We start from the raw sequence: 14,090 nt of genomic DNA on the forward strand, positions 1-14,090 counted from the left end.
GATAACGTATAATTAATTTCGCAAATTCAATTTCATAAAAATAGACATGGTCTATAGCCGTTTGGTAGAATTAAGTTACCACACAAAATTTTTCCAAGGAGGCTAAACCATGTCTGATAACATTATACAACTAAACGAGGATCTTATAAAGAATGACTTAAAAAATCTTGTGCGCAATAGCGTCGAAGAAACACTGAATGCCCTGCTTGACAAAGAGGCAGATGATTTAGTAAATGCTCAAAAATATGAGCGTTCTCCTGAGCGCCAGGGATATCGTTCCGGCCATTATAAGCGAAACTTCCAAACAACTTCTGGCGAAGTGGAACTTAAGATGCCGAAACTCAAAGGTGTTCCTTTTGAGACTGCAATTATTGAACGATATCGCCGAAGGGAATCTTCGGTGGAGGAAGCCCTCATCGAGATGTATTTGGCCGGTGTTTCTGTTCGACGTGTGGAAGATATTACCGAGGCGCTTTGGGGAACCAAAGTCTCCCCCGGCACTATCAGCAACCTAAACAAAAAAGCTTATGAGCACATCGAAACATGGCGTACCCGTCCACTAACGGGTGAATATCCTTACGTTTATGTGGATGGTGTTTTTCTAAAACGCAGCTGGGGTGGTGAAATTCAAAACGTCTCCATCCTGATCGCTATCGGTGTTGGCAAAGACGGATGCCGTGAAATCATCGGTGCTGCCGAGGGTATGAAAGAGGATAAGGAGAGCTGGCGTTCCTTCTTTGTAAGTCTAAAAGAACGCGGGCTTTGCGGCGTACGATTGATTATTGGTGACCGTAACCTGGGCATGTTTGAAACGATTCCGGAAGTCTTTCCAGATGCCCGTTATCAGCGTTGTATCGTTCATTTTTATCGGAACATTTTCTCAGTGACACCACGGAAGAAAATGAAAGCAGTATCCATGATGTTAAAAGCTATTCATGCTCAAGAAGGCAAAGATGCTGCCAGAGAAAAAGCTGCGCAAGTGGCTTTAAAATTCCGGGAAATGAAACTGCTCAAGGCTGCCGAAAAGCTGGAGGCCGGCATTGAGGAAACCCTGACTTATATGGATTTTCCAACGCAGCATTGGACCCGGATTCGGACCAACAATACAATCGAACGGCTCAACCGTGAAATCAAACGCCGTACTAAGGCTATCGGAGCATTTCCTGATGGCCAGAGTGCATTAATGCTTGTATGCGCTAGACTGCGTCATGTAGCCGGAACCCAATGGGGCATCCGCCGCTATATGAATATGGATCATCTTATCAATCCTGGTAATAATCTGCTGTCTGATGACATAGCCGGTTAACCAGCGACTGCTAAACGGCAGGAATTAAATTTGCGAAATAATCTTGACACTATCCGAGAATTATTACACATATGACACCTCAAACCTTGAGGAAAAGCAAAAGATTATCCAAGCCCGAAATGCCAAATTTAAGAATTTAGCACACACTGGATAATCCCAACTAAAACCGACCAAATTTTTTTACCCTTAAAAACCGAAAATCCCCATAAACTGGGGATAAAATCGGAGTGACGTGATTCGAACACGCGACCTCTACGTCCCGAACGTAGCGCTCTACCAAGCTGAGCCACACTCCGATACATACACTCATTTTAAATTAAATATTAAGAATCTACCCTTGTAAATCTTTAACCTACGGATAGAGGACTTGAACCTCTACTAACAGAGTCAGAGTCTGCTGTGCTGCCAATTACACCAATCCGCATCAACTTGTCTTCTTTGTCTTGTCCTTGTCAGACGCAACATAGTTATTATATCAGACTCGCAAAAAAAATCAAGTACTTTTTTCAACTTTTTCAAAAAATTTCCTCAACGTACTTTTAACAAAAGGGTCAGTCCCTTTTGAGTCCCGTTTTCAGAATATTCTGACTTTGGTGAGCAAAAGGGTCAGTCCCCTTTGAAAAGGGACTGACCCCTTTTATCCTCCCTTTTCTTACCCTTTTCTCTTTATTCTTTCGATGGCCTCTACTGTATTTTCATAGCTTCCAAATGCGGTCAGGCGGAAGTATCCTTCTCCGCTTGGTCCAAAGCCTGAGCCGGGGGTTCCTACCACGTTGGCATTTTCCAGAAGGTAATCGAAGAATTCCCAGGATGTCATTCCTTTTGGTGTCTGCAGCCAGATATAAGGGGCATTAACGCCGCCGGATACCTTATATCCTGCGTCTTTTAAGCCTTCATAAATGACTTTTGCATTATTCATATAGTATGCTACCTGTTTTTTCAGCTGTGCCTTGCCCTCTTCGGAATAAACTGCTTCTCCGGCTCTCTGGACAATATATGGTGCACCGTTATATTTTGTTCCGTGACGTCTTGCCCAAAGGGAATGCAGGGTTACATCACCGCTTTTTAAATCTTTTGGTATGATGGTTGCTCCTAGACGTACTCCGGTAAATCCTGCATTTTTAGAAAAACTTCTGAGCTCAATAGCGCAGGATCTTGCACCTTCGCATTCGTAAATTGTATGCGGCACATCTTCTTCTGTAATGTATGCTTCATAAGCAGCATCATATATAATGACTGCCCCTGCTTTGTTTGCATAATCTATCCATTCCTGAAGCTGGGATTTTGTGAGAGTGGAGCCGGTTGGGTTGTTAGGAAAACAAAGGTAAATGATATCCGGTGTCTCCTTGGGAAGCTCCGGTGCAAAGTTTGTCTCAGCGGTACACGGCATGTATATCACATTACTCCACATCTCTGTGGCAGCATTATAGATGCCGGTTCTTCCGGCCATAACGTTGGTATCCACATATACGGGATATACCGGGTCGCATACGGCAATTTTATTATCTAAGCTGAAGATTTCCTGAATATTTCCCGAATCACACTTGGCACCGTCAGAAATAAATACTTCATCCGCCGCAATATCACATCCACGTGCCTGATAGTCATTCTTTGCTATGGCGCTTCTCAGAAATTCATACCCAAGATCGGGCGCATAGCCATGAAATGTCTCCGCATTTGCCATCTCATCCACTGCATTATGCAGAGAATCTATAATAGCCGGCGCAAGGGGCTGTGTTACATCCCCTATCCCAAGCCGAATGATGGGTTTATCCGGATTTGCTTCTGTAAATGCATTTACTTTCTTTCCAATTGTTGAAAACAAATAACTTCCTGGCAGTTTCAAATAATTATCATTAATTTTAAACATCATTCTCTCCTCCGTGTCCTGGTTTACTGACACTAGTTCTTCCACTCTCCGTCAAATACAATTTCAGCCGGGCCCGTCATGTACACGGTGTCTTTTTCCCGGTCCCATTTTATAAATAAATCACCGCCTAACAATCTGACTGTAACTTCATCCTCCGTAAGTCCGTTCAGTATGCAAGCCACTGCCACCGCACAGGCGCCCGTTCCGCAGGCAAGGGTCTCCCCTGAGCCTCTTTCCCACACTCTCATCTTTACGGTGTTCCGGTCCAGCACCTCCACAAATTCTGTATTAATACGGTTGGGAAAACGTTTGTGATTTTCGAACTTGGGACCTATTTTTTCTATTTCCAGATTATCAATATCATCCATATAAATGACAATGTGGGGATTTCCCATTGATACACCTGTCATTTTATATTCTTTTCCTTCCACCTCTATAGGAGCATCTATGACCGTATCTCCCTCCGCTATAACCGGAATTTTGCCGGGTCTAAGCTCGGGCTTTCCCATATCAACCTGAACCTGGACTACCTTTCCTTCTTCAGCAGTTAGTTCCAGGTACTTTATTCCTCCCAGAGTTTCTATGGATATTTGAGTTTTATCTGTTAATCCATAATCATATACATATTTTGCTACACAGCGGATTCCATTTCCGCACATCTCACCCCTGGAACCATCTGCATTATACATCTCCATTTCAAAATCGGCTACTTTAGAGGGATTGATTAATATCAAACCATCGGAGCCGATTCCAAAATGTCTGTCACTTACCTTCACCGCAAGCTTTGACGGATTTTCTATCTTTTCTTCAAAACCATTTACATAAACGTAATCATTGCCTAAGCCCTGCATTTTCGTAAATTTCATTTTGCTTTCTCCTTTTGTGTAACATTTATTCTAACATGATTGTTAGTATCATCTGGGCAGTTTCCAGCATATTCGTCCCACTGTCCATGCTGCTTTTCTGCAAGTACCTGTGAGCTTCCTCTTCTGTCATTTTATTGCGCTCCATCAGCACTGCTTTTGCCTGCTCAATCAGTGCTTTCTGCTCAAGATTTCGGTTTTTGGCTGCCTCCCGTCTCTTGCGCCGTCTTCTGTGCATGGTCTGCGTCATCATCTCCACTGTGTTGAGCAAATCATACACTTTAACCGGCATAGGCAGGCCAACCACCCCTTTGACAAGTCCCTGGCTCCATTTATCTGGGGAGGCAACCAAAAGCATTTCATATGACTCCGGAAGCCACTCCCTTAATTCCGAATATAACATATCCTGCATTTTATATCCACAAATAATAATGCCGTCATCAAAATTATCTGCAAATTGAAGCGCCTGGGCACCAGTCGTACAGATACCTGATACATCAATACCATCCCGTACTAATATGTTGCGAATATTCGCTGACGTCTCCCTTTTGGGAAATACAACTATAACACTGCTCATACTCGCTCACACCTCCTGCCCATTTTTATTACAAGTCATATATGTTCCATGTTTTATACAGAACGTGTTACATTTTATACAGATAGTTGGCAAGTTCCCATTCTGTAACCTGCCTGCTGTAATCATGGTATTCCTTTTTATGTGCAGCAATCGTCTTCGCTGCCAACTCCTCTCCCAGCACATTCCTAATGAAAGAATCTTTCTCAAGTTCCTGAACAGCCTCCAGCAAATTCCCCGGAAGCTTTTCTATATGCAGTTGTTTTAACTGCTCTTCCGGCATTTCCTGAATATCTTCATCCAGACTTTTGGGCGGTGTAATTTTATTCTTAATACCGTCCATACCAGCCGCAAGCAGAACCGCAAGTACCAGATACGGATTTGCCGACGGGTCCGGGCTCCTCAGCTCAATTCGGGTCCTGTCTCCCCTCACAGAAGGAATCCTGATTAGAGGACTTCTTCTTTTTGCAGACCATGCTATAAGTACCGGTGCCTCATATCCGGGAACAAACCGTTTATAGGAATTCACAGTTGGATTTGTAATACAGGTAATCGCTTTCATATGTTTTAACAGCCCGCCCATAAAATAATAAGCATCCTGGCTCAATCCATTTTCATCACTGCTGTCCTGGAATATATTCACACCATCTTTTGACAGGGACAGATTTATATGCATCCCCGACCCATAAGATTCACTTTTAGGCTTAGGCATAAATGTAGCATGCAGGCCATGCCGCTTGGCAATGGTTTTTACTACCAGTTTAAAAGTCATAATATTATCCGCTGTCACAAGCGCTTCATCGTACCGGAAATCAATTTCATGCTGTGCAGGCGCTATTTCATGGTGTGATGTCTCTATCTCAAATCCCATTTCTTCCAATGTGAGAACCATATCTCTTCTGGCATTTTCCCCCAGATCAAGGGGACCTAAATCAAAATATCCTCCCTGCTCGTGAGTAATCGTTGTCGGAAGCCCGTCATCATCTGTATGAAACAAAAAAAACTCGCATTCCGGGCCTGCATTCATGGTATATCCCATTTTCTCAGCTTCACGTATAGCTTTTTTCAGGACATATCTGGGATCATTCTCATAGGGCGTACCATCGGAACGATATATGTCACAAATAAACCTTGCCACTTTCCCCTGCTGCGGCCTCCACGGAAATATTTCAAACGTATTCAAATCAGGATACAGATACATATCCGATGCTTCTGTTTTTGAAAATCCTTCTATAGAAGAACCATCAAACATACACTCATTATTCAATACCTTTTCCAACTGGCTTGCCGTAACCGCCATATTTTTCATTGTACCGTAAATGTCTGTGAACTGAAGGCGGATAAACCCTACATCTTCTTCCTCTACCATTTCTAAGATATCTTCTCTCGTATAATTATGCATAGTATTACCTCCTTATTGCATATATCCCGAACCTTTATTTCATTTATACTTCCCAATTCTTGTGACTTATTATGCAGACCGAAACACTTTTCCGAAAATACAATTTATACAATTGAGTTTTCTTTCAATTTAAAAAGGGATGCTTTCCCCGTAAAGAAAACATCCTCGTTTTGACTTATTATAACTACTTAGAGAAAAAATGTCAAACCCTCTTCTTTCACTTTTTACAAAAGCAATCCATTATTTTATGAACTTACTGATTTTAGATTTAAGCTGTTCAAAATTTCCATTATGTACTCTAAGTTCCATGTGCTCCTGCATATCGAGACTGCACACTCCTAAAATCGACTTAGCATCCACACTTTTCCTTCCCTGAACCACATCTGTATCACCATTGTAGTCCATAATCGTCCATACAAACTCCTGAATCTCATTCACTGTTGAAAATTTCAGATTTACTGCGTTTCCTGTCAATGCCCCTTCTGCCATGTCCCTTGCCTCCCAATTTCTTTTGAATATTCACCCGGTCATATTCTTATGTAGCTGTCCGTTTTGAGACAGTTATCTCATTCTTGAACAACATTATACACCATTCTGTCAAAAAAGGAAGAGCTTTTAACTTTCTTAGCATCATCTTTATATAGAATCTGCAATCCTGTCTATCCAGGCATTTCTTGTCATATAGAAGCATCCCCGCATCATATGATATTCATCATATTTTGCCGGTCTCACCTGGACATAAATCGGAATTGCATCATTTTTCATGTTTTCCATGAACTTCCTGAAATGTTCTGTAATGATTTTGCAGTAATTGCTCTTACAGCTGTCCACTACAAGCCTGGTTGGATTGTATACCCATAAAAGGTTATACAGAACTCTTGATACGGTATTCAGCACAGGTGTCAAAAGCTGAACCGCCTGACTATCCCCTGCCTGATACAGCTCCAGCATTTCGGAAAAGTGCAGCTTCATACCCTGCTCTTTCATCCTCCTGCTTACGGCAGAAATGGATACTACCTCCTCCAGTGTGATGCAGCCCTGCTCATTTCCGTCCATGGATATGAGCATCTTCCCCACTTCCCCTGCCATGTTTTCTGTGCCTGCAACGGCCACGTTTTTGTGGATAAAAAACCCGCCTACGCCGTATCCGCAGTAAAAATAAAACTGGCTTTCCATCTCAGGATTCAGGCTGTCATATTCTGACCTTGCTGCCGCAAATACATCATGCAGTACTAATATGTTGCTGATACCAAATTCTTCCTCAAATAATGCTCTGATATGCAGTTCTTTGAAACCTGGTATCAAATCGTAGTTTACCAGGTCCACTGCTTCGTCATATGCACTTGGCACGAATACTGCAATTCCTACTGTTACTGTATCGATTGCTTTTAACCGCTCCTTAACCGCCTCTATCACAGCCGTCAGTGATTCTCTGTAACTCTTCGCCCCCTCCAAAGAAACACTTTGCTCCTCCAGAAGACTCTCATATATATCATAGATTAAAAAACTGATTTCATCTTCAGAGGTGAGATTCACACACACAATATTGCCGTAATTTTCTGCTATCTCAAGTACTTTAGGATTTCTGCCCACATCTGTATTACAGGATTCCTTTTCTACCAGAATCCCGGCAGCGATCAAATCATCCACCACATGCTTTACTGTCATAAGGCTAATGTGATTCTCCTTGGCAAGAATGCTCCTTGTAGCATTTTTGTTCCGTATAATACTTTGCAGGATATTTCCCATGTTTACATTTCTGATGTTTTTCACTGTCAGAACCTGTTTCTTTTCTACTGCCATAGTGTCCCAAATCTCCCTCTAAATTCCATTAAGCTATTTTAAACATGTATGTAGAGACTTGTCAATGATTTCAACCGCTTCGTCCACATTCTCACAGGAGGCAATCAGTGCCGGATGCATCACTATTACTACATTCTCCAGATTCTTCCGGCTTTCCAGCTCAGTGATCAGTCCGTTACGCAGCATTGTCTCATAGAATTCCTGACCAAGAACATATTTATCGGCATTTAGATTTCCTTCAATTTCGATTCCCTGAAGCAGTCCGCGTCCGCGCACATCTTTAATTACATCATATTTTTCCTGAAGGGCGAGCAACTTTTCATGGAGATATTCTCCAACTTCACGGCTGTTTTCCACCAGGTTTTCTCTCTCAATGATTTCAAGATTCTTCAATGCGCTCCGGCAAGTCAACGGATAGCAGGAATGAGTATGTCCGTGAAGATTGATTTCACTCATTGCATCCCCAATTTCCTTACGGCAGAGAATTGCCGAGCCCGGTACATATCCTCCGGTCAGTCCCTTTCCTGTTACCAGGATATCCGGTGTCACGCCCTCATACTGACATGCAAACATAGTGCCCGTCTGTCCGATTCCGGTTACAACTTCATCAAAAATAAGAAGTGCGCCATACTTATCGCACAACTCCCTTACACCTTTCCAGAATCCTTCCGGCGGTACAATCACTCCTCCTGCCGCGAAGATTGGCTCTGAAATAACTGCCGCAATACGGTCCCCTCCTTCATGCAGCATAGTCTGCTCCAGATATTTCAGACACTGTAATCCACAGGTCTTTGGTTCCTTTCCAAAATCACAGTGGTAGCAGTATGGCGGTGCAGAATGAACAAATCCCCTTGGAAGCAGTTCGGAGATTCCTGAGTTTTCCTGAATCATCTCTGATTTTCCTGTTGCTGCCGCCGCCCCTGCAGTTGAACCATGAAACCCCCGTCTAAAGGAAATGATTCTTCCGCCTCCCCTGTAATATTTCGCCATCTTCAATGCAAATTCATTGGCATCAGAACCTGTACATCCGAACATGACCTTATCCAGTCCTTCCGGAGATATCTCTATCATTTTCTCAGCCAGTGATGCTCTTTCTTCTGTTGCAAAACAAGAGGTTACAGACACCAGTTTTTCCAGCTGCTCCTTTAAAGCCTCTATCATCTCTTCATTTCCATGACCAAGGGTACAGGCGGAAAACTGTCCTGAAAAGTCCAGGTATTTCTTCCCGGCTTCATCATACATATACATGCCATTCCCTTCTGTAAATACAACATCATCCGTTGTATAACATTGTATCAAATATTTTTTATCTTTTTCCAATGTTGTCATCGTAATATCTCCCTTCTATTCTTCTGCTGTCTCTGGCAATGCCGCTTTATCCGCAATTAAAATTACGTTTGGATGAAATTTCAGAATGGAACCCGGCAGCTCCGGTGTTACAGGCCCTGTCAGCACTTTCTTAAGAATCTCCGCCTTATCAGGCCCGCTCACCAGCAGAAGGATTGTTTTTGCCCTCATAATTGTCCCTATTCCCATCGTATATGCCTGTCTTGGCACATCTTCCGCCTTTTCAAAAAACCGCTGATTCGCCTGAATTGTAATTTTATCCAGTTCTATACACTGAGTTCCCTCCGAAAATGTATCCGCCGGCTCATTGAAGCCAATATGACCGTCATGCCCAAGTCCGAGTACCTGTATATCTGCAGGTCCAAGGCGGCAAAGGATTTCATCATAATCCGCACAGGCTTTTTCACTATCCGGCTGTGAACTGTCAGGGATAAATGTATTGCCGGAACAAATATTTACTTTTGAAAAAAGATGTTTGTCCATATAATACCGGTATCCCTGTGAATCTGTACTCTTCAGGCCTTTATAATCATCAAGGTTTACCGTCCTGATTCCGGTAAAATCCAAATCTCCATTTTTATATTTTGTCACCAGATTTTCGTACATCCCCTCCGGAGTAGTGCCGGTGGCCAGCCCCAGCACGCTGTCCGGTTTCAGCGTAATCTGTGCTGCAATGATATTTGCAGCCTTCCTGCTCATTTCTTCATAGTCTTCCGCTCTATAGATTTTCATTTTGACTCTCCTTCATGAATAAAGGGGTATTACGCCCCCTTATTTCAGTATTGCTACATTTTTCTTCTTGCAAAAAGAGCAGCACCGACCACCCCTTTGCTTTCCACATCTTCTGAATAAACATACCGGAAACCATACATCATGACATCTTTCCCGGTCGCTTCATTTACTGCCTGTTCAAATTCTTCCTTTGGGAATCCCGGCATCTCCATAACGCCTCCTCCAATCACCATAACTTCTGGATTGAAGATAGTCGCCATCACAGCAAATACATGTGCACAGGATTGGATGAATTCTTTCAGGGGCTTTTCATTCCCATGTCTTACAAATAACTCTGTTATTTTTGTATCCGGAAAATATTTCCTTCGTATTTCCTGCAGCTTCCAGCCTGATGCATAACATTCACAGCATCCTTTCTTACCGCAGCTGCATGGAGTATCTACATTGTAATAAGGAATATGCCCAATATCCAGCGCTGCGCCGTCTTTACCGTCCAGCATCTGCCCATTCATAATCACTGCCGCCCCCACACCTGTCCCTATGTAAATGCCGACAATTACAGAATTTTCGCTCAGTTCGTTTGTCATAATATCATATAAAAGTATATTATTAGTATCATTATTTACATAAACAGGTACATGAAAATGCTTTTCTATTTCTTCTGCTATATTTCTGTTTAAAAAAACAGGCTCACCTTTTTCATCCCGGATATTTGTAGTACAGATAACTGTCTTCTTATCATTTGCCACAGAAGAGGGGACACCGATTGATACTGCCTTTACCCCTGAAATATGATTCTCTTCTATATATTCATCAATAATCGCATTCAGTTCCTTCATAGGATCTGCGGCATGGGCAATTCTGCTGCTCCTGAGTTTACTAAAAGAGAGTACATTATTATTCTCTTCTACTGCACCGATTCTTAGATTGGTTCCGCCCAAATCTATACCGATAATCACTTTACCCACGAAAATCCCCTTCTTTCTTTTCCCATTTATTTCACTGCTCCCATGGTCATGCCTGTAACCATATGCTTCTGGACTATGATTGCAAAAATCAGAACAGGAATTGTAATAACCGTGCCGACCGCCGCAATCTGTCCCCACAAGGTCCCCTGGGGAGTCATCATTGCCGGAATCGCAACCGGCATTGTTGCTGTATCTCTTCCGGTCAGAATCAGCGCCATCAGGAATTCATTCCATGAGTTAATCGCACAGAATACGGATGTGGCGGCCAGCCCGCTTTTTGCCAGCGGGAGGTCAATGGATACAAACACCCGGAACCATGAGTACCCTTCCACACGGGCAGCCTCATCGATTTCCTTCGGCACTGCATCAAAGAAACCTTTCATCATCCAGACGATAAACGGGAGATTAAAGGAAACATGCGCAACAATAATTCCCACATAACTGTTCAGCATTCCGAACTTACTCATAATCAGGTATAACGGAAGTGCCAGAACTACGAAGGGTGTAAATCTGGTTCCCAGCAGATAGTTCAGCATCAGTTTATCTCCCCTGGTCTTGAACCTGGAAAACGCAAACGCGGAGGGAAGTCCAATCACCATGCCGATACTAACCGTAGCTAGCATCACAATCAAACTGTTTTTCAGACTTTTCAGCATTCCTCTTTCTATAAATGCCTGGTAATAGTTATCAAGCGTTGCCTTAAAGAAAATCTTAGGCGGAATAGCGAATGCATCCAGCTTCGTCTTAAAGGATGTAAGCACCAGCCATAAATAAGGAAGTAAGGTGATAAGTATAAAAATAATCAATACAATATAAATAATTGTGGCTCTTCTGCCTTTTTTTTGTTTCATTTAATCGTCACCTCTCATTGCAACCCTCTGATAAATCATTCCACATGCGACAAGTATAATAAACAGTACTACACAGATTGCTGCTGCATAGCTAAATTTAAATGATGTAAATGCCTGACGGTATGCATAAATGTCGATGACTTCTGTTGCATTTCCCGGACCGCCCCCGGTTAAGATATATGGCTTGTCAAATTCTTTGAATGTCTCCATTGCACGAAGAAGAATGCTGACTGTCAATACCGGCTTCATAAGCGGAAGTGTAACATACCTGAATGTCTGCCATTTTCCTGCACCGTCCACATCGGCCGCTTCATAAAATTCACCTGCGATAGCCTGAAGTCCCGCCAGGAATGCAAGTCCCAGATATGGCGCCCATTCCCATACGTCCATAATAATGACGATTACCATGGCCGTGAAAGAATTGTCTGTCAGCACTGTGGGCAGCGGAAGATGTAGTTTCTCCACCAGCCATACATAAAGTCCAAACTGAGGATTTGTAAAGAAACTGAACATCAGACCAATTACAAGAGGTGCAACCATCATCGGAATCAGAGTAAGCGAAGTAAATAATTTACGACAGGCGGGAATACTGTTCAGCGCCATTGCCATCGCCACCCCTATGACTACTTCCAGAATTACTGCAAAGAACATGAATATAAAAGTTTTGCCCATTGAGTTTAACAATTCCGGGTCCTGAAACAATGTAATATAGTTTTTCAGACCGACAAAGGTGTGCTCACTGCCCGGATTAGAGAGCTGATAATCAAAGAAACTGATTTTCAGCGTATATAGCAAAGGAACCAGTGTAATTAAAGTCAGAGTAATAAATGTAGGTAAATGGAACCTGATCGCCAGTGTAGTGTAACTCGTCAATTTTTTTTGTTTCCTTCGTCTCATAAGAGTCCCTTCCTGTTTGGGAGGGCTGCCGGATCACAGCAGCCTCCCCTTATAATCATATCTGTTACTGATAGGTGACAGGTAACTTGCCATCCAGTATTCTTCCGAATTCTTTTGCCGCATTGTCCAAAGCCTCCTGCGGGGCAGTCTTGCCTGCCAGAGTATTTGACAGCTCTAACATCAGGACATTATTCATTTCATTCCACTCAGGAATACGCGGACGTGTACTACTAATCTTATAAGCCTCTTTACTTGCTTCCCAATATGGAAGCTCGTTCAGTTCGGGATCATCATATACAGACTGCAGATTTACAAATCCGCCTTCCAGCGCAATCTTTTTTTGTACTTCCGGCGTATTGAACCATTGCATGAATACCCATGCCGCCTCCGGATTCTTGGAGTCTGACGGAATATAGTAGCCCCATGCCCCATAATGTGCTGCCGGCATTTCTCCTACAGGAACTGCTCCATATCCCATTTTCCCTTTTACTGCGGAAGCTGATTCGTCTTCCAGTGCAGGGGCACAGTCGTTAAAGATAATAGCCATGGCTGAAATGCCCTGCTGCAGTTCTGTTGTAACTTCATCCCAAGTCTTGGAAGTAATGCCTTCCGGCGCATATTGTGAGAGCTCCTTATAATATTCCAAAGACTGGACACTCTTCTCAGAGTTCACTGCAATATTGCCTTCCTCATCAAAAATGCTGCCGCCGAATGACCACATATAATTCATCCATTCACAGGTTGTTGCATCGTGGCGTTTTCCTGCCATGGATACACCATATACATTTTTATCCAGAGTCTCACCCATTAACTTTTCACCCTTTGCCCGGGTAAAGAACTCCGCCACATCCATATAAATGTTCCACTCTGTGGGAACTTCCAGATCATATCCATATTTTGCCTTGAAGGCAGCTTTTTCTTCTTCATTTTCAAACAAATCTTCCCGGTATGTAAAAAAGTTTACGCAGGAATTTGCCGGAACACCATAATAAGTGCCTTGCCATTCGCCGGACGCCTTCCACATTGCTTCAATTATATCGTCTTTATCAAAATTATCAATGATGTTAATAGAATCATTTTCCATCAAAGGCTCCAGAGGCTGTATGTATTTATTTTCCACCATATTGCCAAGGAACTGATATGGCGCTGCCACAATATCATAAGCTCCTGATTTGCTTTCAAATGCCAGTGTCTCCTTCTGTACAACGTCATCAAACGGCGCCATTTGTAATTCTACTTTGATTCCGGTCAGCTCTTCGAAATCATCTAACTGAGACTGGAGTGCAATTGTCGGGGTCTGCTGCTCAGCTATCATATAAAGTGTCGTTCCTTCAAATTTACGGGCTCCTTCTCCCTCACCTGTTGATGTTTCTTTTTTCGATGAGCCACATCCTGTTGTAAATATCATCATTGCCGCCACCATAAGTGCAGTCATTCTCATTAATCTTTTTTTCATAAAATCCCCCGATCCAGAAAC

The 14,090-nt window shown here is 42.8% G+C and carries 13 protein-coding genes and 2 tRNA genes; 1 reads left to right on the forward strand and 14 read right to left on the reverse strand.

The window, feature by feature from the left end; all coding sequences use genetic code 11:
- Positions 1 to 109: 109 nt before the first annotated feature.
- On the forward strand, positions 110 to 1,306 hold the full coding sequence (locus A8805_RS20875) for an IS256 family transposase (protein WP_109714649.1): 1,197 nt from the start codon (positions 110 to 112) through the stop codon (positions 1,304 to 1,306).
- Between the two features lie 222 nt (positions 1,307 to 1,528).
- On the opposite strand, the gene A8805_RS20880 is transcribed toward A8805_RS20875, so the two are convergent.
- From A8805_RS20880 to A8805_RS20945, 14 genes are all read right to left on the reverse strand, one after another.
- Positions 1,529 to 1,602: transfer RNA gene (locus A8805_RS20880), tRNA-Pro, on the reverse strand.
- Between the two features lie 56 nt (positions 1,603 to 1,658).
- Positions 1,659 to 1,730 (reverse strand) — tRNA-Gln (locus tag A8805_RS20885).
- Between the two features lie 228 nt (positions 1,731 to 1,958).
- The gene (locus tag A8805_RS20890) at positions 1,959 to 3,176 is read right to left on the reverse strand and encodes an LL-diaminopimelate aminotransferase (RefSeq protein WP_109714650.1); all 1,218 of its coding nucleotides are present in this window, start codon (positions 3,174 to 3,176) and stop codon (positions 1,959 to 1,961) included.
- Between the two features lie 32 nt (positions 3,177 to 3,208).
- A complete protein-coding gene (gene dapF, locus A8805_RS20895; RefSeq protein ID WP_109714651.1) occupies positions 3,209 to 4,042 on the reverse strand; it encodes a diaminopimelate epimerase in 834 nt (277 codons plus the stop codon).
- 25 nt (positions 4,043 to 4,067) lie between these two features.
- A complete protein-coding gene (locus A8805_RS20900) occupies positions 4,068 to 4,616 on the reverse strand; it encodes an ANTAR domain-containing response regulator (protein ID WP_109714652.1) in 549 nt (182 codons plus the stop codon).
- 67 nt (positions 4,617 to 4,683) lie between these two features.
- Positions 4,684 to 6,015, reverse strand: coding sequence for a type I glutamate--ammonia ligase (gene glnA / locus A8805_RS20905; protein WP_109714653.1), 1,332 nt, complete (start codon positions 6,013 to 6,015; stop codon positions 4,684 to 4,686).
- A gap of 240 nt (positions 6,016 to 6,255) precedes the next feature.
- Entirely contained in the window at positions 6,256 to 6,504 is a 249-nt protein-coding gene (locus A8805_RS20910; RefSeq protein WP_109714654.1) for an HPr family phosphocarrier protein, read from the reverse strand.
- Positions 6,505 to 6,651: 147 nt separating this feature from the next.
- Positions 6,652 to 7,818 carry an ROK family protein gene (locus A8805_RS20915; RefSeq protein ID WP_109714655.1) on the reverse strand — a complete coding sequence of 389 codons (1,167 nt, stop codon included), beginning with the start codon at positions 7,816 to 7,818 and terminating at the stop codon, positions 6,652 to 6,654.
- 33 nt (positions 7,819 to 7,851) lie between these two features.
- Positions 7,852 to 9,147 (reverse strand): aspartate aminotransferase family protein, encoded by a 1,296-nt coding sequence (locus A8805_RS20920; protein WP_109714656.1) that lies wholly within the window; start codon positions 9,145 to 9,147, stop codon positions 7,852 to 7,854.
- 15 nt (positions 9,148 to 9,162) lie between these two features.
- Positions 9,163 to 9,897 (reverse strand): glucosamine-6-phosphate deaminase, encoded by a 735-nt coding sequence (gene nagB, locus A8805_RS20925; protein ID WP_109714657.1) that lies wholly within the window; start codon positions 9,895 to 9,897, stop codon positions 9,163 to 9,165.
- A 53-nt stretch (positions 9,898 to 9,950) separates the two neighbouring features.
- On the reverse strand, positions 9,951 to 10,865 hold the full coding sequence (alsK, locus tag A8805_RS20930; RefSeq protein ID WP_109714658.1) for an allose kinase: 915 nt from the start codon (positions 10,863 to 10,865) through the stop codon (positions 9,951 to 9,953).
- Positions 10,866 to 10,891: 26 nt separating this feature from the next.
- Positions 10,892 to 11,716, reverse strand: coding sequence for a carbohydrate ABC transporter permease (locus tag A8805_RS20935; protein ID WP_109714659.1), 825 nt, complete (start codon positions 11,714 to 11,716; stop codon positions 10,892 to 10,894).
- Positions 11,717 to 12,613, reverse strand: coding sequence for a carbohydrate ABC transporter permease (locus A8805_RS20940; protein ID WP_109714660.1), 897 nt, complete (start codon positions 12,611 to 12,613; stop codon positions 11,717 to 11,719).
- Positions 12,614 to 12,677: 64 nt separating this feature from the next.
- Complete coding sequence (locus A8805_RS20945) at positions 12,678 to 14,069, reverse strand: ABC transporter substrate-binding protein (protein ID WP_242992539.1); 1,392 nt, start codon at positions 14,067 to 14,069, stop codon at positions 12,678 to 12,680.
- Between the last annotated feature and the right edge of the window lie 21 nt (positions 14,070 to 14,090).

It is taken from the genome of Faecalicatena contorta (assembly GCF_003149105.1).
Classification (GTDB): domain Bacteria; phylum Bacillota; class Clostridia; order Lachnospirales; family Lachnospiraceae; genus Muricomes; species Muricomes contortus_C.

What these genes read in the sequence shown, in the direction of transcription:
- A8805_RS20875 (WP_109714649.1), top strand. Translation starts at nt 110, where the DNA reads ATGTCTGATAACATTATACAACTAAACGAGGATCTTATAAAGAATGAC.
- A8805_RS20890 (WP_109714650.1), bottom strand. Translation starts at nt 3,176, where the DNA reads ATGTTTAAAATTAATGATAATTATTTGAAACTGCCAGGAAGTTATTTG.
- dapF (WP_109714651.1), bottom strand. Translation starts at nt 4,042, where the DNA reads ATGAAATTTACGAAAATGCAGGGCTTAGGCAATGATTACGTTTATGTA.
- A8805_RS20900 (WP_109714652.1), bottom strand. Translation starts at nt 4,616, where the DNA reads ATGAGCAGTGTTATAGTTGTATTTCCCAAAAGGGAGACGTCAGCGAAT.
- glnA (WP_109714653.1), bottom strand. Translation starts at nt 6,015, where the DNA reads ATGCATAATTATACGAGAGAAGATATCTTAGAAATGGTAGAGGAAGAA.
- A8805_RS20910 (WP_109714654.1), bottom strand. Translation starts at nt 6,504, where the DNA reads ATGGCAGAAGGGGCATTGACAGGAAACGCAGTAAATCTGAAATTTTCA.
- A8805_RS20915 (WP_109714655.1), bottom strand. Translation starts at nt 7,818, where the DNA reads ATGGCAGTAGAAAAGAAACAGGTTCTGACAGTGAAAAACATCAGAAAT.
- A8805_RS20920 (WP_109714656.1), bottom strand. Translation starts at nt 9,147, where the DNA reads ATGACAACATTGGAAAAAGATAAAAAATATTTGATACAATGTTATACA.
- nagB (WP_109714657.1), bottom strand. Translation starts at nt 9,897, where the DNA reads ATGAAAATCTATAGAGCGGAAGACTATGAAGAAATGAGCAGGAAGGCT.
- A8805_RS20935 (WP_109714659.1), bottom strand. Translation starts at nt 11,716, where the DNA reads ATGAAACAAAAAAAAGGCAGAAGAGCCACAATTATTTATATTGTATTG.
- A8805_RS20940 (WP_109714660.1), bottom strand. Translation starts at nt 12,613, where the DNA reads ATGAGACGAAGGAAACAAAAAAAATTGACGAGTTACACTACACTGGCG.
- A8805_RS20945 (WP_242992539.1), bottom strand. Translation starts at nt 14,069, where the DNA reads ATGAAAAAAAGATTAATGAGAATGACTGCACTTATGGTGGCGGCAATG.